Origin of the sequence: Mesorhizobium sp. B2-5-7, from assembly GCF_006440875.1 — a bacterium.
Lineage (GTDB): Bacteria > Pseudomonadota > Alphaproteobacteria > Rhizobiales > Rhizobiaceae > Mesorhizobium > Mesorhizobium australicum.
This window is the reverse complement of record NZ_VFUO01000004.1, coordinates 408,107-427,852: the sequence shown is the minus strand read 5'-3', so window position 1 is coordinate 427,852 and position 19,746 is coordinate 408,107. Positions and strand designations below refer to the sequence as shown.

The window sequence follows — 19,746 nt, the reverse complement described above, 5'->3', positions numbered from 1 at the left end:
AGTGCGCCGGACTCAAGCATGTTGGCATCTTTCGAGGTAAGGCATTGAATCCAATGGGCTCTCGCAGAGCCTTGACGGTAAAACGAATGACGGTAAAATTAGGCGTTTCACAATCCTAGATGCGCCCGTCCGTCTCCTCCTATGCTCACAGATATCGCACTTAAGAAGCTGAAACCAAAAGATAAAATATACAAAGTCACTGATCGTGACGGTATGTACGCGACCGTGGCTCCCACAGGGCAGATATCATTCCGATACGACTACCGAGTAAATGGTCGGCGAGAGACAGTGACGCTTGGCCGCTATGGGGAGGGAGGCATCTCGCTTGCAGAGGCGCGTGACCGCTGTCTTGCCGCACGAAAAATGGTTGCAGCCGGAAAATCGCCAGCCCAGGAAAAGCAGCGTGACAAGCGGCGCCTGTCTGGGACGGCCACGTTCGGCGATGCTGGCAGAAGATGGTTTAAAGAGGCGAAGATGGCGGACAGCACGCGCTCGATGCGCAAAGCCGTCTTTGATCGCGACATCTTGCCGATTTGGGACAAAAGGGTCCTCGCAGAAATAACATCGGACGATTTGCGGGCGCTGTGCGCAAAGGTGAGGGACCGTGGCGCACCGGCAACGGCCATTCATGTCCGGGATATCGTTAAGCAGGTCTATGGTTATGCCATTCTGCACGGCGAGAAGATCGCCAATCCGGCGGACGAGGTAGGGCCAGCTTCCATAGCCACCTTCGAGGCGAAAGACCGGGCGTTGTCACCCGCAGAAATTCGACTCATGCTGAAAGAGTTGGAAAATGTGCCGACGTTGTCGACCATTCGGCTGGGCGTAAAGCTGATCCTGCTCACGATGGTTCGGAAAAGTGAGCTTCTGGACGCGACGTGGGATGAGGTTGACTTCGAGAACGCGCTATGGAGCATTCCCAAAGAGCGAATGAAACGGAAGAAGCCACATAACGTCTACCTGTCCCGCCAATCCCTCGACATCATGATTGCGCTTAAGACTTGCGCCGCGAACTCTCGATACGTGCTTCCATCTCGCTACGACGCCGACGAACCCATGTCGCGCGCGACCTTCAATCGGATTACGATGGCGATTGTGGAACGCGCAAAACAACAAAATCTGCCGCTAGCTCCCTTTACCGTGCACGATCTACGGCGGACCGGGTCCACGCTCCTAAACGAGATCGGATTCAATCGCGATTGGATCGAAAAATGCCTTGCCCACGAAGACAGTCGCTCCTCCCGGGGCGTCTATAACAAGGCTGAATACGAACCGCAGCGGCGCCACATGCTGCAGGAATGGGCCGACATGATTGAAGCGTGGGCGGCTGGCAATAAACACGCACCCACACTGCAGCCGATTTCCGGGGCAGCCGTCATCCTCGATCCGATTTGACGGGCCTTCTCTTCCGTGACCGCACGTCTGGTCCTGGGGCCAGTTCGATTGAACCGGCAGAGGACGCGTTCCGCCGTTCCTGAATCCAGGCTTCGACTTCTCCCAGGTCCCAAACGACGCAGCGGGGGGTCAGATTGAACCGTCGTGGGAACTCGCCTCGTTGTTCCATTTCATAAATGGTCGTGTCCGATAGCGGGACGATTTCTCGCAACTGTGATCGGCGAACAGTTCGCACGACCTGTCGCGCCGCAATGTGAGGTAGAACCGGAAGGGAGCGATCCGCTGGCGCGGCCTCTATGCCTTGGCAGCTTTCGTGTTGAGTTTGCTTCTCCCGTTTGACCATTTGCATACCAAGGGCTCCTTCGGGCCAATGATCGCGCATCTGCTTCAATCTGAGTATAGCTCTCAACTACGATCGCATCGTCTCGTTTGACCAACCGGCGAGCTTTGCGATGGTCGAAAAGCCTAGGTCTTGCTCAGGAGCACACCCACTTCGCGAGCCTCAATGACAGTTTATTACGCGCCGATCCGCAAGAATGAACGGCGGCAATGGGGTACCTCCCTACGGCCTGCTGGTAGTTGTCGTCACCGGGCAGCGTCCCGATCGCACGGAAGGGCGCGGGCAAAGACCAGCACCACGGAGGCAGTATTCCTGATGGGGATACTGCAACACCTTTAGATTCCGGTTACCCGTTTTTACCCAGTTCGCCTGGTGCATTCAGAGCGAGGTATTTGGAAATCGCTTATGGTGGCTTTGGGCGAACTCGGGATGGAGGAGTGGACCCAGAAATTGGCAAAATGCCCCAGGGAGGATTACATGGGTCGCTCATTCGCCGTACTCTTTACAGGTGCCCGTCGCTACGCAAACAGCTTGCTTTTGACTTCAGCGTTTTTTGCCGTCTCGGCATCGCTCTCCAATTCGGCCGCTGCCGAAACCATGAACTGGCGCCAATTCGAAGGGACCAGCATAACTTGGGCCTACGACATCCACCCGTATGCCGATGCTCTGGCCGCGCAACTTCCCGAGTTTGAGAAGCTGACCGGCATCAAGGTCACGCCGGAACTGTACCCGGACGACTCCTACTGGAGCAAGATGACGATCCAACTGACGACGAAGTCGCCAGCATGGGATGTGTTCGGCACTGGCATTCAGCCCGCGTGGGACCTCGCTCCGAGTGGCGCTCTGGAGCCGCTGGACAAATACCTCGGCGATCCGAAGCTTACCGATGCTGGATATGACTTCAACGACTTCTTCCCGAGCCTACGCTCGGCGCTTACCTGGAAGCTGGAAGATGGCCAAGTCGCAACGGGGGATGGTGGCCAAATCTGGGCAATCCCGCACGCATTTGAGAACATCCAGCTGTTCTACCGCAAGGATATCTTGGACAAATACAACATCGCGGTTCCGACGACTCCGCCGGAAATGGCAAACGCGTGCGAAGAACTCAAAGCCGCCGATCCTTCCATCACGCCGTTGGGCGTCCGAGGCGTGCGTTTCTGGAGCAGTATCCACACCGCCGCAGTCTCGATCGCCCGCTCTTACGGTGTCCACGATTTCGTCGTCAAGGACGGCAAGCTCGACACGGGACTGGATTCGCCGGAATCGATCGCGTTCCACAAGGATTACGTGGACATGATCAAAAAGTGCGCGGCTCCTTCCTTCGCCAATGATAACTGGTACCAGGTCGTGGACGGCATCTCGTCTGGCCGCACCGCGATGGCGATCGACTCAAACATGTTCGGCTTCTGGAACGATGTTGCGGGAAAGCCGGCATCCGGCAAGATCGCCTTCGCTCCGCCGCTTCGCGCACCGAACGCCACGAGCTTCGATTCCAACATCTGGATCTGGGCTCTCGCCATGAACGCGGCTTCCGAAAAGAAGGGCGCGGCCTGGCTGTTCATGCAGTGGGCCACCTCCAAGCAGGTGGCCCTCAAGGGTGCCGTTGCCGGCCAGCTCGTCAATCCGCCGCGCACGTCGACCTGGCAGGACGAGACCTGGACTAAGTACGCTTCGCAGCCCGAGTTCAACAATTTCGTTGACAGCTTCAAAAAGACACAGGACCACGCCGCGCTGGCTTTCACACCGCGTGTCGGCTTCGGCGAAGCTATGAACGCATGGGCTGTGGCGATGCAGAAGATGGTAAACGGCGATGACGTCGAGACAACGTTGAGGGCGCTTGCCGAAGAAATCCGCGCTGGTCTCTGATCAAAAGGAACAGGGCAGTATTATTGCACTGCCCTGTTCCCGCCAACGACGGAGACCACGCCGTGTCATCCCAAGCACTTAAACCCATCGTGCCGGTGGCAGCCGAAGGACCTGGCGCGTGCGCTTCGTCCGGTTCGGATTCGCTGGAGGGGCGTTCCATCGACTGGTTCAGCCTTGCAATCATTCTTCCTGCCGTCCTTATCCTGTTCGGCTTCCTTCTTCTGTTCTTCTATGGTGTCTACCAATCTCTGACTGACCTTCGCCTGGGCAGGCCGATCGCTAAGTTCGTCGGCTTCGCCAACTTTATAGCGCTCGGCAGGACGGCTGATTTCTGGAACAGTGTTCGCGTCACCGTAACTTACGCGCTCTCGTCGGTCGTGATGGAGGCTCTGCTGGGCCTAGCAGTCGCGAAACTGTTCGCCTCCGGCGTGTTCATGGCCAGGGCTTTGCGTCCGGTCATCCTACTTCCCCTCGTCCTTCCACCCATGAGTGTCGCGTTGATGTGGACGACGATGATGAACCCGCAGAGCGGCATCATGAACTATCTTTTGTCCCTGATCGGGCTGGCGCCTTTCGCCTGGATTTCGGATACCAGGACCGCACTGCTTTCGGTGATAATGATTGATGTCTGGACCTACACCCCATTCTTCGCGCTCATCATCTTCGCAGGGCTCCAGGGCATCACGGACGATATTCGCGAGGCCGCCCGCATCAACGGCGGGAAGGCATGGGCCACATTTGTCAACATCGAGCTGCCGCTGGTCGCGCCCCACATCCTGATCGCCGCGATCTTTCGGCTTATCGAGTCCCTGAACCAGTTTGACATCATCTTCGGAACCACGCAGGGCGGTCCGGGAAACTCGACCTCGGCGCTTTCCGTGCAAGCCTACATCACGGCTTTTCAGAACCTTACATTCGGCCGCGGCGCGGCCTTGATGGTCGTCAACTGGCTCATCGTGTTGATCGGCGCGTTCTTTACCGTGAAACTCTGGCGGGCGGTTCGCCGCCGCGTGCAATAGGAGCCAGACCCATGGATTTCACGCGCTCCCTCACGACCAGGATCGTGCTCAACGCAATGGTTCTGATCTGCGTCGCCGTGCTCGCATTTCCGCTCGTGTGGATCGTCATGATGGCGTTGAAGCAGCAGAGCGACGTCATGGCCTGGCCTCCGAGCTTCGTCTTCACTCCCACAATGGACAATTTCCGCGTCCTGTTCGATGCGGCCCAGGCGGGCGCCACGAGCTATGGAACCATCAAGGTCGACTTCCTCAAACCCGTGATAAACAGCGTCGTCATCGCCCTCGGCGCAGTTGTGGTTTCGCTGATCGCGGGAGTCCCTGCCGGCTATGTATTGGCCAGACGCGACATCCCCTACAAGGAAGACATCGCGTTCTTCATCCTTGGGTTTCGCTTCGCTCCCGTTCTCTTGGTGGTGATCCCGCTCTTTAGCTTGTTTCAGTCCCTGGGCCTTTATGACACCTATATAGGCATGATCTGGGTCTACCAGGTCGTGACGCTGCCGATGATCGTCTGGCTGACACGATCCTATGTCGAGGACATCCCGAAAGACATCGAGGAGGCTGCGGCAATCGACGGCGCGAAACCGTTTCGTGTCGTCCTGCACATAGTCCTTCCGTTGCTGAAGCCCGGCCTCATCGGCGCGTCCCTGCTGGTATTCCTCCTTGCCTGGCACAACTTCGCGCTCGGACTGATGCTGAGTTCAACCAAGGCGCCTGTCACCGTCGCGCTGCTGAAACTCCTCAATCCCGGTATCCAATTCTATCCCGTCATGGCCGCCGGGCTGGTCGTTACCATGATCGTGCCGGTTATCCTGATCGTCATAGGACAGCGCCATCTTGAGCGCGGGCTGACCTTCGGAGCTGTTAAATGAACCCTTGCCCCCTGATCTTCTTTGGCACCACGAATCTCGACTTGTGCTTCAATGTGGAACGGCTACCCACGATAGGTGAAAGCTTGATCGGCTCTCTTGTCCGTCACCCCGGAGGCAAGGGTGCCAATCAAGCCGTGGCCGCGGCGAAGCTTGGCATGCGGCCAAAGTTCTTCACGCGCCTCGGCGATGATGAGGCGGGAGACGTCTTAATGCGCGCCCTGTCAGACGCCGGGGTCCTGACCGAGGCGGTCCAGATCGCGTCGGGCGAGGCCTCGGGGTCAGCGCTCGTCATGGTGGCAGACGACGGTAGCAACATGATCATCATCGATCCTGGCGCAAACGCGAATGTCACCGCGGCCGTGATCGACGAAGTCGCGCATCACATAGAGCCCAGGTCCATCGTGGTCGCCGAAATGGGCCTCCCCGTGAATGCGCTGGAGCGGCTTTTCGCGCTGAAGCCCAGGCTCGGCTTTCGCCTTATCTTCAATCCGGCCCCCGTGCGCACCGGGCTCTCTCGCAAGGCCTGGTCCCAGGTCGATTTCGTCACCCCCAACGAGTCAGAGACCTTCGAACTCACAGGAGTGGAAGTCGTCGATCCACAGAGCGCAGCCCGAGCTGCGACGATTCTACTCGAACTGGGGGCCAGGGCAGCCCTCATTACCCTGGGAGAGCGCGGGGCGTTCTATTCGAACGGCGAGGAAAGCTTTCTCCTTCCTTCGTTCCCTGTGGTCGTGGTGGATGCCACGGCGGCAGGCGATGCTTTCAACGGAGGGTTCGCGGCAGCGCTCGCCAGGAATGTGCCTGTCCGCGAAGCGGTCCGCCAGGCCATGGCCGTTGCGGCGCTCTGCGTCACGAGAAGGGGCGCACAGCCGTCAATGCCCACCGCCGCAGCTGTCGACGAGTTCCTGAACCACAGAACATTACTGGAGATACGATGACATCACCAATTTTCACGATGTCCGGCAAGACGGTTCTCGTCACCGGCGCGGGCGGCGGTATCGGTGCCGCCATCGTCAACGCCTTTCTGGCGAGCGGTGCCAATGTCGTGGCGACCGATGCGAGCAGTGAGGCGCTCACCCGGACCTACGGCATGGTTGAAGCCAACGGCCAACCGCTCACGCTCGCCATGGACGTGACGAGCGAACAGGACATCGTCCGCGTCCTCGACATCGTCGCCGAGCGCTTCGGACGACTGGATGTTCTCGTCAACAACGCCGGGATCAAATCGGCGGAGTCGCTTCTTTGCGGCGACAAGGCCAAGATCGACCGCACGATGCTGATTAATTCTGACGCGGTGCTCCTCTGCTCCAAGTCGGTCGTGCAACGATTTCTTCGTGACGGCGGCGGACGCATCGTCAACATCGGATCATCCCTGTCGTCGCAGGGCGCCGTATTCAACTATCAGGCAGGCGGAGCCGACTACTGTTTCTCCAAGGCCGTAGTCCACGATCTCACAAAACTTCTCGCCTATGAATGCGCACCCATGGGCGTCAACGTGAATGCCGTCGCGCCGGGCATAATTGATACGCCCATGCATGGCCGCCCAAAGGAGGAGACCGAAGCAAGGCATGCGGGTCGCATCCCGCTGGGACGGGTCGGATCGCCGGAAGACGTCGCCGGACTGGCGGTGTTCCTGGCGAGCCCCGCGGCCGCCTACATTACCGGTCAGATCGTTCATGTAAACGGCGGGATGTTGATGAATGGCTGATATGGTTTCAACGCTTGCGTGGCCGCGCATAACGGGGATCGTCTCCGACCTCGACGGCGTCGTCTATCGTGGCAAGAATGCGATCGAAGATGCTGTCGAGGCATTCAAGGCCTGGCAGGCCGAGCGGATCCCATTCTGCTTCGTCACCAACAACTCGACCCACACGGCCGGCGACGTCGTCTCGAAGCTGCGCGGCTTTGGCCTGGAGGCGGGGGAGGAGAACGTCGTCACATCCGCAGTCACCGCCGCGAAGATGATCCGGCAAACCTATCCCGCGGGGACGCGGACCTATGTCATCGGAGCGCCTTCGCTGAAGAAGGCCATCACCGATGCGGAGCTCGAGATCACCGACAAGCAACCGTGCGTCGTGGTCATGGGGCTCGACCGGGAAATCACGTACGAGAAGCTCACGATCGCAGTCGACGCGATCCTCAAAGGCGCGGTGCTGATTGGAACCAATCCGGACCTCCTGCTGCCCACCCAGACCGGTTTCGAGCCCGGGGCAGGTGCCTGTCTGACCGCAGTCTCGGCTGCCGCACGTGTGAAGCCCATCATCGTGGGAAAGCCGGAAGTGCACATGATCGAAGCTGCACTATCGCAGCTCGGCACAGATCGAGCCTCGACGCTGATGATCGGCGACCAGATACCAACCGACATACAGGCCGGGAAACGCGCCGGGCTATGCTCAGTCCTGGTGACCACGGGCGTTCCGCCGATCGACGATCCGTCGCTGCTGGCGCCGGATTTTACCGTATCGAGCCTGAAACAAATATTTTTGAAGCGCTGATGCGCGCCGGCACCTTGGGAGGAAATCATGGCTGAGGTTCGCCTCGAAGGGATCAGGAAGGCCTATGGCAACCTTGAGATCCTGCGCGATATCGACCTCGACATTCGGCATGGCGAGTTCGTGGTTTTTGTGGGTCCCTCCGGATCCGGCAAGTCGACATTGCTGCGCATGATCGGCGGACTGGAGAAGATCACCGGTGGAACGCTCAGGATCGACGACAAGGTGGTAAACAAGATTGATGCCGCGGACCGCAATCTAGGCATGGTCTTCCAGTCCTATGCGCTCTACCCGCATCTGTCCGTCCGCAACAATCTCGCGTTCCCGCTTAAGATGGCAAAGATGAAGAAGGACGAGATCGCCGACCGCGTCCAAGCCGCCGCCGCACTGCTCCAGATCGAGCACCTTCTCGACCGAAAACCAAGGCAGCTGTCCGGCGGACAACGTCAGCGCGTGGCGATCGGAAGGGCAATCGTCCGAGAGCCCAAGGTGTTCCTGTTCGACGAGCCGCTATCCAATCTGGATACCGAGCTGCGTGTCCAGATGCGAGTGCAGATAGCCAAGCTTCATAAGCAGCTGGGCAACACCATGATTTATGTGACGCATGATCAGGTCGAGGCGATGACCATGGCCGACAAGATCGTGATCCTAAAGGACGGGCGCATAGAACAGGTCGGGTCGCCGCACGATCTCTACCATCGGCCCGCCTCAAAGTTCGTGGCGGGTTTCATAGGGTCGCCAAGAATGAACTTTCTGCCCTGCAAGGAGAAAGGCTCCGACCAGGCAAGGACCGAGATTACCTTGAGCGATAAGATGTCCCGTTGGCTGCCGATACAGACGACATCGTCGAAAGGCGGCCGCGCGCTGACACTCGGCATCCGCCCCGACGATTTCGTGGCGCCAACCGGCATGCCGGGCGAGCTCGTCATCGAGATCGACGTCGACTTCGTTGAACATCTGGGAAGTGCGACATATCTCTATGGGACCGCTCTCGGCGACCATGTCGTCGCCCGATCGCCCAACCACCACTTTCCCGCCGGCAACGCCGGGCGGGTATCGCTCGCCGTCTCCGCTGCCGACTGTCACCTCTTCGACCCCGAAGGGAAGGCACTGACGAGGCTGGAGGCGCCCGGGAGCTGGAATTGAACATTGGATCCGCAAACGTGCTAGGATCGCGGCATTCCAATGGGAAAGCCTGAGATAACGGACTTCAAGCAAATCCTCGGCAACTCGCGTTCATTTATCCTGGGAGCCGCGATCGGCTCCGGCATGACAGCGCGGGCCGCCGAGCGCGCGGGGGCGGACTTCGTGCTAGCGCTCAACGCCGGCCGGTTCCGTGCGATGGGGGGGTCGTCTCCGGCGTCGATCTTTCCCATCCGCAACAGCAACGAATTCGTTGCCGGTTTCGCCCGCTCCGAAATCCTCAGGAGCACAAAACTCCCGGTGTTCTTCGGCGCCTGTACGTTCGACCCTCGGCTCGACCTCGATCGCTTCCTCGACAACATCACCCGATGGGGGTTTGCAGGGATCACGAATTTTCCGTCCGTGATCCATGTGGACGAGGCGCGCAGGTCGATTCTCGAGGGCTGCGGCCTCGGATATGCGCGCGAGGTCGAACTACTCATCAACGCCGCGGCGCGGGGGCTGATGACGATCGCCTACACCCGCACGCAGGCTGAGGCCCGCCGAATGGTCGAAGCGGGCGTGGGCGCGATCTGCATGAATTTTAATCTCAACCCTGCTGAAACTGCCGTGTCGTCGTCGTCCATCGGCCTGGCGGAACTCGCCGCCCGAACGGGAGACATCGCCCGGGCGGCTCACGGTATCAACAGGAATGTCGTCTGTCTGCTCGGAGGCGGCCCGATCACGAAGCCCCAGGAGTTGATGGACGTCTGCCGCGAGACAGGAACGCAGGGGTTCATAGGCGGTTCTTCCCTCGACCGGGTGCCGCTCGAAATGTCGGTGCTGGAGATGACCTCGGGGTTCAAGACCATCAACGTTCTGCGGGAAAAGGTCGATCTTATGGAGCGGCAGCTCCAGCTGAACGGCTACCGCCATGGCGTGATCGCGCAATCGGCGTTGATGAATCAGGCGCTTGACGCGGCAAAGCGTCTTTCGACGGGCACGAACCCGGTTCTGATCGTCGGCGAACCGGGCACGGGGAAGCGTCGCGTCGCGTCCCTGGTGCATGCCTTCGGCGCGAGAAAGCACCGCAAGCCGGTTACCTTCCCCTGCCGCAAGGCGCCCGGCAACCAGAACGAGATGGCGCTCTTCGGCATGGAAGCGGAAAAGGACGCACGGCGCCGGCTGTCGCTGCTGGAGATGTCAACGGAGACCTCCCTGGTCATTCTTCACCTCAACACACTTTCTGAAGACGGCCAGGAGCAGCTTGCCGATTATCTGGAGCGCGGCACCTTCAGCGCCGTAAACGGCGCGGTTGCGACGCGATCGGAAGCAAAGATCATCGCCACCTGCACCGTGCCGGCCGGAGCAAGCCTGGAAGCGCTGCCCCTATCGCCACGATTGAGAAGCGTCTTCGCCGGACTGGAAATTATCCTTCCTCCCATGCGGGACCGTCTGGAAGACCTTCCTGCGCTCATCCATCATTTCACAGTGGAGACCAAGGGCGATGCGGATGCAAAGGCGCTGACGATCGAAAACTCCGCCTTTTTGGCGCTGGCCAGCCATGCCTGGCCAGGCAATGTCAGGGAGCTTCGCCATGTCGTCGAACAGCTGGCCACCTTGCCCTCGAACACGTCGATCACGGCGGAACGGGTCCTTCCGGTCCTTGGAGCCAAACCGGCAACCAAAGCGACCACTACCCTTTCGGAGAGAGAATGGATCATCGACGCCTTGCGCCGGAACAAGCTTCACCGCGGCAAAGCTGCCGCCGCGCTCGGCATTACCCGCAAAACCTTATACAACAAGATCAAGAAGCACCGCATCCTAGAATGACGTCTCAGCCTTGGCGAGCGAGGGCGCCGGCAGCGACCAAACAGGCAGTTCACTACCCGTTTCGCCCAGACGCACAAGCGACGTGATCGGCGCTATCGGACAGGAAAGGGCCGTCGCCGGTAGATAGAGCATGGCTTCCGGCTGTTTCTCGAACAGGTTCCCTGCCGCGGCTGCGTCTCGATTAGTCGATGTCAGAGCTAAGCCCAAGCCATTCTCCGCGAACCATCTCATGCGCTCCAGCTCAATTGAATTCAGATGGTCTTCGGCCCCCGCCTCCGAGCTGGTTTGTATGAGAGAGGCTGGCGGAAGGTTCACCACGCCGCAGAAACCTTTCTCCGTCAGAGCATCCGCGACGTCCTCCCAAAGCGCGAACGGGTCGATCATCAAGATCGCTGCGTAGCAACGAGCGCCTGCAACGGGCTCGATCTCGTTGAGGCCGCGCAGCAACTCGCCATTCCAGTCGCAAACGGGAAGCGTCGCGATTACAAGGGGAAACCCAGCGGGCAAGGCGCGAAGGCTCGGCGCAAACACGTAGGCGTCATCGGCGCTCGGGGCATCGGTCCAGATCGGTCGGTCTACGATTACCCACCTACCCATATTTACCCATCTCTCCTTCGGCAGCCGATTATCCAGCCTGCCCGAAGCGTTTACTAGTCCTGGGCAACAAAGCAAGAGCGGTGCCTTGGAGGGCGAAGACATGGGAGCTCAAGGTTCGACGTCCCCTCCATCCCCTGCAGGAAGGTACGGAACATCGTGATCGCAGAGACAACCGTTGATAACTCCGTGGCCATTGTCGCGACGATGGACACGAAGCAAGTCGAGGCTTCGTTCGTGGCCGACATCGTCAGGGGCGCGGGACGCAGCGTCTTATTCGTCGATGTGGGCACCTCAAAGGACGGAAGGTTCCGGTCCAATGATCCGGCGGTTCTGCTTGCGGGAATCGCGCGCGAGGCCCGCAAGTCGGTGAACGGACTTTTCGAGACCGGCAAGGTCTCCGCCGTGATTGGCATCGGCGGCGGCAAGGGGAGCGGCGTGTTCGGCGAAGTCGTCGCCGACCTGCCATACGGTTTTCCCAAGCTGCTAGTCTCCAGCGCACGCCCGGCCCTGCTTGCCGAACTGGCCGGGAAGCTGGATGTCCTGCTCTATCCCACGCTGGTCGATCTCTTCGGCGTGAACGGGTTCACTTCGCGGGTGCTTGAAAACGCGGCGCGGGCAATCGCCGCCATGCATTACCTTCCCAAAGCGAAATCACGGCGAAAGATCGTAGCCATCACGTCGTTTGGCGTGACGACCCCCGCGGCCAATGCATGCGTCCGGCTTCTTGGGGACAAGAAGATGGAGGCGATCGTTTTTCCGGCGAATGGCGCTGGCGGTCGAAAGATGGAATCGCTGGTCGACGCGGGTGAATTCGATGCCGTAATAGATCTCACCACGACCGAGCTGGCCGACGAGCTCCTGGGCGGCACCGCCAGCGCCGGACCGGATCGGCTGACTGCAGCCGGGCGGTGCGGGATTCCGCAATTGATCGCTCCCGGCGCCGTGGACATGGTAAACTTCGGTGTCCTCTCCTCGGTGCCGCCCGAGTTCGCCGAGCGCAGGCTGTACGCGCACACACCGTATACGACCCTGCTGCGCACGACGCCTGAAGAGACGAACGCGATCGGACGTCTTACGGCGCAAAAGCTGTCGGCGTCGAGAGGACCCGCGCAAGTCCTGTGGCCCTCGAAAGGTGTATCGGATTACGACCGCGAAGGCGGGCCGTTTCACGACCCCGAGGCGAACCGCGCATGGCTCTCAGGCCTGCGCGCCGCGCTTCCCGGGAACATCCCCGTCCGGGAACTCAATTGCCACATCAACGATCCCGAATTCGCAAGTGCCGCGGTCGAATGGGTACTTGACCACATTGATACGGAGACCGCCGATGAGAATGTTTGACCGCAACGAAATCCTGGCCCGGATCGCCGAGCAGTCCGTAAAAGGCGCCGCGATCCTGGCTGCCGGTAGCAGCTGCGGCCTTGTCGCCAAATGTGCCGCGCTTGGCGGTGCGGACATGCTTGTCGTCTACAGCACGGGCCTCTCGCGGCTCATGGGCCTGCCGACCAGCCGGATTGGGGATTCGAACGCGCGGACCATAGAAATGGCCGACGAGATCCGCAATGTCATCTCCGACGTTCCGGTGATTGGTGGCGTTGAAGCGTGGGACCCGGTCCGGCTCGATCTCGACAGGCTTCTCGACAAGTTTTGGGCCGCTGGCTACTCCGGCGTGATCAACTACCCGACGATTTCGACGATGGGCGACAAGTGGCGCGACCGCCGTGGCCGCGTAGGCCTTGGCTTCGCGCGCGAAGTCGAGATGATCGCCACGGCGCGGAAGAAGGACATTTTCTCAATGGCCTATGTCGCCTCAGCGAACGACGCGGCGGACATGGCCAAAGCAGGCGCGGACTGCATCGTTCCTCATGTCGGCGCCACACGTGGCGGACTGGTCGGCCATGACGAGGGTCAGGCGATCGGCGAGGCGATCGAACGGATTAACCGGATCAACAACGCGGCGCGCACTGTCCGCGGCGACGTCATCCTTCTTGCCCATGGCGGCGCGATAGCCGAACCGCAGGACACCGAAGAAGTCTACAGGTCCACCGATTGCATCGGCTTTGTCGGCGCGTCCTCGATCGAGCGCATTCCGATCGAGCGGGCCGTGAAATCGGCTGCCGAAGCCTTCAAGGCCGTCCCCCTGAACCGCAAGAAACCCTAAGCACGACTGCCGAGGAATCCATGGCCGACACTGTAACCCCACTCGTGACCAAGCAGGAGGACCCCACACACTGGGACGCGGCCTACGACATGGTCGCGATTGGAAGCGGCGCGGCGGGCTTGTCTGCGGCCCTTTATGCTTCCCAGTCGGGACTAAGTGTGCTGGTGACCGAAAAATCCCCAAAGCTGGGCGGCACGACCGCCCTGTCGAACGGAATGATATGGGTACCCTGCTCGCCGCAGGCCTTAGCTGCGAAGGTCGAAGACAGCATCGACAATGCTCGCACGTATCTGAAGGGAGAACTCGGGAATTACTACCGGAAGGAGTTCGTCGAAGCCTATCTGGCGGATGGACCCGAGGCACTCATCGAGATCCAGAAGCACTCCGAGGTCAGGTTCACGCTCGCCGCGGCTCCCGATTACCACTCAAGCCGGCCCGGCGGGATGAACTCAGGCCGCGCGTTGAGCCCCGCTCCGTACGATGGCCGCCTGCTGGACAAGGACTTCGATCTGGTTGGCGATCCCATTCGCGTGGTTCTCGGAGGCATGATGATCTCTTCCGGCGAGGTTGGAAGATTCCTCAATCCCTTCAAGTCGGGGGATTCCACGAAGCATGTCCTGAGGCGCCTGGGGCGCTACATCGGCGACCGGATGCGCTACAGGCGCGGCACCGAGTTCAGCGGCGGAAACGCATTGATTGCGAGGTTCATCAAGAGCCTGAGACAGCTGCAGGTGGATATCTGGACCAGCGCGCCAGCCACCGGACTGATCATAGATCAGGGCAAGGTGGTTGGGGCGGTCATACGCAAGGACGGCAGGGACATGCGCGTGCGGGCAACTCACGGCGTTGTGCTCGCAACCGGGGGGTTCCCCCATGATGCCGGACTTCGCAGTGCTCTCAGCGGCGATCACCAGCATGACCAAAGCCTGGCCCATGCGGACGCCACGGGCGACGGCATCAAGATTGGACTGCAAGCGGGCGGCAAGATCGACAACGAGGTCGCGAGTGCCGGCTTCTGGACACCCGTGTCGCTGCTGCGCGAGAAAGGCGGGCGAATGCAGACGGTTCCTTACGGCTGGCTGGACCGCGGCCGCCCTGGCGTGATCGCCGTCGGCCCGGACGCGCGGCGTTTCGTCAACGAGTCGAACCCGTATCACGACATCTGCATGGCGATGTTCGAGAACGGCTACCCGAAGGATAAGCACTTCTACTTCATCTGCGATCATGAATTTCTCAAAAAGCGCGGAATGGGCCAAGTTCTTCCGTGGCCGTGGACCCTCAGCACGAAATCCTATGAGCGTGCCGGGTACATCCAGGTGGCGGATACCCTCGCGGCGCTGGCCGTGAAGATCGGCCTCGATCCCAAGGCGCTCGCACAGACGATTCAGGAGCATAACGAGCATGCCCGAACGGGTGTCGACCCGTATTTCCAGCGAGGTGAATCCGCGTTCAACCAAACGCTCGGTGATCCTTCCGTTGGCAAGCCGAATTCAAACCTCGGTCAAATCAAGACCCGTCCTTTTGTTGCCTTGCGGATCGTTCCAGCCACCTTGGGGACGGCTACCGGTCTTGCGACAGACACCTATAGCCGGGTGCTCGACCAGTGGGGAAAGCCGATCGATGGGTTATACGCCTGCGGCAATGACGCGACTTCAGTCATGCGAGGGGTCTATCCCGGCGCGGGCATCACAATCGGCCCTGGGATTGTGTTCGCATTCCGCGCGATCAAGTTCATCCGCGACAGCGCATTGCGCGGGCTTTGATATGCAGTTCGGTACCAGGACGTAAAAGACTGGGTCATACCAGTTCCCCATGTCTCCTGCGCCGACCAGGCCGATCTTTTGTCCTGTGTCGTACGCGTTGCGGGTGATGCCGGATCTCCGGTCAGGTCTATTGCATAACTCATTTACGCATTCCGAAAGAAGCCGTACTTTCTCAGAATGGGCAGCAGCTTGTGATGGTCATCGATGATGTAGTCTGGCTGCGCCGCCTGCAAACGTGATTCGGAAACAAATCCGCCTGTAATAGATATGCTGATCAGCCCGAGGTTACGTGCAATATCAGTTTCGATCGGCATGTCGCCAATGATGAAGGTCGACTCGGCACTCAGATTGTTCGTTTGCATGTACACGCCAAGCCGGTCGCCCTTACTCATAGATTTATATTGAGTGGCGCGGCTTTCAAATGCCAGAACCTCGGTAACACAATCGTCGATTCGGAGCCTTCGCAGTTGGGTACGAAGGGGCTCGACTATATGGTTGCTGAGAATGATGGTTGAGACAGCTTGTTGACGCGCCGTTTCCAAAATGAGGCGCGCGCCTTCGCGTAGATCGGCTTTGCTCGCCAGCGGTTCGTACATGTCGTGAAAAAAAGCGCTGTCATCGTTTTCCACTTCTGCGACCTCGCGCTCCGACATTCCAAGATTGCGGTAAAGGATAGAAAGTGGAACCTCGCACTGTTCCCGAAGAGTATGCATATCGATGGCAGCGCGACCGAAGCGGCTCAGAATAGCGTTGGTTGTTTGTAGAAATGCCTCGGCATCGTCAAGCAGGGTCCCGTTCCAATCGAATACAAGAGTAGGTTTCATTATGTGACCTCAGGCAGGCATAGTCAGGTTAAGGCGAGATTGATAGTCGATCTATTCAAATTCTTATTCGCGCGTTTTTCTCCTTCTGGAGTTGGCATGTCGAACGTAAACGGAGATAGATCAATCCCATCGGACCCTCCAGGCAGCAACGATATCAGAGCCTTAAAGGGCAGAAAGGTGATGGACGCAGCGTTGATTGATAGGGCTATTTTGCTTTCGATCATCCTGAGGATTTGCGGTTCGGTTTTATGAAAGCTAAGGCTTTCTTTCCGCTTTTTGGATGGCAGTGTTTTCCATACCTTCCAGAACGCCAGCTCGTCGATCGTCTCGATGCCCATGCCGTAGTAATTCGGTGCGACGATAGGCGGCGAACCGATCGCCCAATGCACAGCCTTCGCTCCGGCAGCATGGAGCATTGCTGTTACAGCCCGGCTTGTATCCCCCCGAATTAGTGCTTCGTCCACCATCATGACAACTCTGCCCCTAACATCGCTCTCTGCATTGACACAGTATTTCTGCGCGATAAGCGAGTTGCGAGTGCCAACGATACCTATAAGCGTCCGCTGCTGAAGTTGTGTTGCGATTACTTCACGTCGCTGGACGAAAGCGCCGTGTTTCTCGGCCAGAGACGCGAACAAGCCGTCGGCGTACGGGCCCCCGGTATGCGGCATGGAGGAAACGACAATAGGGGCAGAGCCCATCTGTGCCGCCACTTTCGGCGAAATAGTTCCACCGAGACTCGCGCCTATATTGTGCCGCGTGGCCAGGTGAGATTGACCTCGTATGGACGTTTCGAGATTTCCGATGTAAAGCGTTTCGTAGACGCAAAGCTTAGGGCTGTATCGGGTATGGCCAACGAAGCTGTCAATGCATTCTCCTGTTTTTCCATCCAAATACTTGATGTGGCCTGGCGAAACTTCCTCCGTGGTGCCTTGTAATCCGGCAAAAGCTGAATTTTCAGAAGCAAAAAGTATATCACCATCTTCCGTTTGCATAAATTCCAGCGGACGTAAACCGCTACTATTGCGGAAAGCGATCAGATTTCCTTCGCCATCTAATACAAGTGCACTCACGGCTCCATCAATCCGATCATCGATATCACGAAAGACATTTTCGTAGTTGACCGGGAGAGCATGCTGCCAAAAAGCTCTTTGGCAAATGTGCTCAATAAGCTTGAGCAGAAGCTCTGCATCCGTTTGGCCGTCGAAGCTATGCCCTCGCGCGTGCAATTCTTTCCGAAGTTCATTAGCGTTGACTAAAGCCCCATTCAACGAAAGGGCCAAATGGCGGCAGCCTGCTTTATGGTTATCAACAGGCTGGGCGACGTTGCCATCGTTTTCCAGGGAAGATGGACTTCGAATATGTGCAATCGCTACATGAGGCCTGAAATTCGCGTCCTGCCCATCGCAATCGATGGTTACCAATTCGCGTGGTGGCCGACACGACCTTATATGTCGAATTCCTTTTGCGTGCATGAACGCTGCAAGACCGAACCCAGCTTGTCCACGATTGTCAAGCTTCGGAACCATGTGCTTGAGCCGATTATAAACCGTCTGCTGTGAATGACTTGAAGGCAACACAAATGCGCCCGCAATACCGGACATCCGACTTTTCCTTCAATGCGGCTCAGCGCGAGCTCGTGGTTTGTTTCCACTTACGCAAGGCTCGTGCCAAGGTCTTGAAGGCACGCCTGACGATGCGCCACATCGTCTACGCGCCCGACGATCGGGATGTCGTCAAGCGGCCCTGATCCGGATGGTGGGACTTGCGATTCGCTGTCCTCGTCAGACGCCAGCTTAGGACTTGTCGCAGAATCGGTGGGTTTGCGGCATTAACACCGCGATTGTCGGCCACATGCGCCATCGGTCGCTTCAGGCGTGTGGTCGGAGAAATGCTGCTGGATTGCGGGATCGCGGTTTCTTATGGGACCATCCGCCGTGGCGTTCAAAAGTGTCCGGTTGAAGACGTTCATGTCTGAAGGCCGACAACAAAGCGGATGCACTCGGTTAGCTTGAATTCTTCGCAGGCAGCATGGGCGACGACAGCAATGATTACGGGGAGCGAGGGCGGTGGACCGAGGCGTGCCGGCGCGAAGAGGCAATCCGCGAATTCCTGGAGCGGTATCTACAAAGTTTGGGCGGTCAGGAACTGGACCTCAGCCCGGTCACCGCAAGCGCGGTCGACGCCAGGGACATCGCGCCCTCGACAAAGATCGAGAAGCCCTCGTGCGTCGAACGATGGAAGGCTTTTATCTCAAGCCGACACCCCCCCTTTCGCGCAGTTGGTTCGCCAAGTCCAAATCGCTTGCGCAAGCGGCCGGCCTTGCTCCACCAAACTGGCTCTCCATCAAATCCCGGGTTGAAGATGTCGATCTACGGGTGAGGGGTGTAAGCGCGAGAGCGAGGTCATCAAAGCTACAACCACGCCAGGTGCCCTTTCGGTGCCGCGGCGGCTTGAACTTGTGCAACCGATCATAGTTGACGTATTCGTTGTCGACGAAGAAACGCGTCTACCGCTCGGACGGCCTTGGCCTTGGCTGAAATTGGCGTTGGACATCTCTTCTCGCATGGTGACGGGCCTCTATCTAACCATGGAGGCGCCATCGCGAGTTTCGATAAGCCCATGCATACTGCACTCCGTGTTCGACAAGACCCCATGGTTCCAGGAGAGGGGTAGGCACTGCAGCTCTTCTGCGAGCGATTCTCCAGAAGAGCTGCTTTCACGCCTAATGTGCTGATTCTGAAGCATGGCTCTGAAACTTTCGCAAACTTAGTTGGAACGGACCAAATGGCGTCACGGGAGCATACGGAACGATATGGGAAGCTTTCCGTTTCTGGCCCACGAAAAACTCAATACAATCAACGATCTTAAGACGCCCTCCGGGCCCACCATTGTTGTTATTTTTGAGGCGGCAAATCACGGCTGCTTCATGCCACAATTATTCTCTGACGCATCTGCGGAATAGAGAAGTGAGCGACCTCTAACTGACTGACAAAGCTTGGAATTTTGTCCTGCCTGTTGCAGGGGTAAATGTGGCTGCCCCAAAAATGCCACACAATTGCCGCGGTCCCCTCGACCGTTAAACAATTAAATCTGATTCATTCACAACTCGCGCAGATTCACAGCGGAGACCACTCGGCGCTCAACAAAGAGCACACCATCTCCACCCATCGGCTTACCTGTCCGGGAACTGAAACCCGATTTTCTTAACCAGACCCTTCCGAACGCGCATCGCGGGTCCATTGGATTTCGTTTCGGGAAGGAACTCAACGCCAAGCTCTTCCAATGCCGCCTGAACGCGCAGACTGATCTCCAGGCCTACTGGCTCCCGTGCCTCGATCCGGACAATTGAGCGAGTGCTCACACGCGCCTTGTCGGCGAGTTCTTTCGGGGTGATGTCCAGGAGCGCGCGGGCCGCGCGAAGGAAGTCGTATGATGCCTGCATGCCAGAAGTTCTACCCGTAG

At 58.7% G+C, this 19,746-nt stretch carries 17 protein-coding genes; 12 read left to right on the top strand and 5 right to left on the bottom strand.

Going from position 1 to position 19,746, the window contains the following annotated elements; translation table 11 throughout:
* Nucleotides 1–141 precede the first annotated feature (141 nt).
* Nucleotides 142–1,395 (top strand): tyrosine-type recombinase/integrase, encoded by a 1,254-nt coding sequence (locus FJ543_RS19965; protein ID WP_064994668.1) that lies wholly within the window; start codon nt 142–144, stop codon nt 1,393–1,395.
* Here FJ543_RS19965 and FJ543_RS19960 read toward each other — a convergent pair.
* A complete protein-coding gene (locus FJ543_RS19960) occupies nt 1,376–1,630 on the bottom strand; it encodes an AlpA family phage regulatory protein (protein ID WP_084016063.1) in 255 nt (84 codons plus the stop codon). The genes FJ543_RS19965 and FJ543_RS19960 overlap by 20 nt on opposite strands.
* A gap of 510 nt (nt 1,631–2,140) precedes the next feature.
* On the opposite strand from FJ543_RS19960, the gene FJ543_RS19955 reads away from it, so the two are divergent.
* The 8 genes from FJ543_RS19955 to FJ543_RS19920 all read left to right on the top strand — a co-directional run bounded on the left by FJ543_RS19955 (nt 2,141) and on the right by FJ543_RS19920 (nt 10,939).
* Complete coding sequence (locus tag FJ543_RS19955; protein ID WP_224655862.1) at nt 2,141–3,601, top strand: sugar ABC transporter substrate-binding protein; 1,461 nt, start codon at nt 2,141–2,143, stop codon at nt 3,599–3,601.
* Nucleotides 3,602–3,663: 62 nt separating this feature from the next.
* Nucleotides 3,664–4,620: a sugar ABC transporter permease gene (locus tag FJ543_RS19950; RefSeq protein ID WP_084016024.1), complete on the top strand. Its 957-nt coding sequence runs from the start codon at nt 3,664–3,666 to the stop codon at nt 4,618–4,620.
* An 11-nt stretch (nt 4,621–4,631) separates the two neighbouring features.
* Nucleotides 4,632–5,492, top strand: coding sequence for a carbohydrate ABC transporter permease (locus tag FJ543_RS19945; RefSeq protein WP_064994671.1), 861 nt, complete (start codon nt 4,632–4,634; stop codon nt 5,490–5,492).
* Entirely contained in the window at nt 5,489–6,430 is a 942-nt protein-coding gene (locus tag FJ543_RS19940; RefSeq protein WP_064994672.1) for a ribokinase, read from the top strand. Before FJ543_RS19945 ends, FJ543_RS19940 begins: the two co-directional genes overlap by 4 nt.
* Nucleotides 6,427–7,200 carry a glucose 1-dehydrogenase gene (locus FJ543_RS19935; RefSeq protein ID WP_064994673.1) on the top strand — a complete coding sequence of 258 codons (774 nt, stop codon included), beginning with the start codon at nt 6,427–6,429 and terminating at the stop codon, nt 7,198–7,200. Before FJ543_RS19940 ends, FJ543_RS19935 begins: the two co-directional genes overlap by 4 nt.
* Nucleotides 7,193–7,987 carry an HAD-IIA family hydrolase gene (locus FJ543_RS19930; protein ID WP_064994674.1) on the top strand — a complete coding sequence of 265 codons (795 nt, stop codon included), beginning with the start codon at nt 7,193–7,195 and terminating at the stop codon, nt 7,985–7,987. The genes FJ543_RS19935 and FJ543_RS19930 overlap by 8 nt, the downstream gene beginning before the upstream one ends.
* A gap of 27 nt (nt 7,988–8,014) precedes the next feature.
* Complete coding sequence (ugpC, locus tag FJ543_RS19925) at nt 8,015–9,130, top strand: sn-glycerol-3-phosphate ABC transporter ATP-binding protein UgpC (RefSeq protein ID WP_064994675.1); 1,116 nt, start codon at nt 8,015–8,017, stop codon at nt 9,128–9,130.
* A gap of 39 nt (nt 9,131–9,169) precedes the next feature.
* Complete coding sequence (locus FJ543_RS19920) at nt 9,170–10,939, top strand: phosphoenolpyruvate hydrolase family protein (protein ID WP_064994676.1); 1,770 nt, start codon at nt 9,170–9,172, stop codon at nt 10,937–10,939.
* Here FJ543_RS19920 and FJ543_RS19915 read toward each other — a convergent pair.
* Complete coding sequence (locus tag FJ543_RS19915; protein ID WP_140692109.1) at nt 10,931–11,386, bottom strand: hypothetical protein; 456 nt, start codon at nt 11,384–11,386, stop codon at nt 10,931–10,933. The genes FJ543_RS19920 and FJ543_RS19915 overlap by 9 nt on opposite strands.
* Before the next feature lie 336 nt (nt 11,387–11,722).
* On the opposite strand from FJ543_RS19915, the gene FJ543_RS19910 reads away from it, so the two are divergent.
* The 3 genes from FJ543_RS19910 to FJ543_RS19900 are packed head-to-tail and all read left to right on the top strand — an operon-like array spanning nt 11,723 to nt 15,457.
* Nucleotides 11,723–12,874 (top strand): Tm-1-like ATP-binding domain-containing protein, encoded by a 1,152-nt coding sequence (locus tag FJ543_RS19910; protein WP_245322047.1) that lies wholly within the window; start codon nt 11,723–11,725, stop codon nt 12,872–12,874.
* Nucleotides 12,861–13,694 carry a phosphoenolpyruvate hydrolase family protein gene (locus FJ543_RS19905; RefSeq protein ID WP_064994677.1) on the top strand — a complete coding sequence of 278 codons (834 nt, stop codon included), beginning with the start codon at nt 12,861–12,863 and terminating at the stop codon, nt 13,692–13,694. Before FJ543_RS19910 ends, FJ543_RS19905 begins: the two co-directional genes overlap by 14 nt.
* Nucleotides 13,695–13,714: 20 nt before the next feature.
* On the top strand, nt 13,715–15,457 hold the full coding sequence (locus FJ543_RS19900; RefSeq protein ID WP_064994678.1) for an FAD-dependent oxidoreductase: 1,743 nt from the start codon (nt 13,715–13,717) through the stop codon (nt 15,455–15,457).
* A 143-nt stretch (nt 15,458–15,600) separates the two neighbouring features.
* Here FJ543_RS19900 and FJ543_RS19895 read toward each other — a convergent pair whose 3' ends face one another.
* From FJ543_RS19895 to FJ543_RS19885, 3 genes are all read right to left on the bottom strand, one after another.
* On the bottom strand, nt 15,601–16,281 hold the full coding sequence (locus FJ543_RS19895) for an HAD hydrolase-like protein (protein ID WP_064994679.1): 681 nt from the start codon (nt 16,279–16,281) through the stop codon (nt 15,601–15,603).
* 23 nt (nt 16,282–16,304) lie between these two features.
* Nucleotides 16,305–17,885: a hypothetical protein gene (locus FJ543_RS19890; protein WP_224655860.1), complete on the bottom strand. Its 1,581-nt coding sequence runs from the start codon at nt 17,883–17,885 to the stop codon at nt 16,305–16,307.
* A gap of 1,571 nt (nt 17,886–19,456) precedes the next feature.
* Nucleotides 19,457–19,726, bottom strand: a complete 270-nt coding sequence (locus FJ543_RS19885; protein WP_140876642.1) for a helix-turn-helix transcriptional regulator — start codon at nt 19,724–19,726, stop codon at nt 19,457–19,459.
* Between the last annotated feature and the right edge of the window lie 20 nt (nt 19,727–19,746).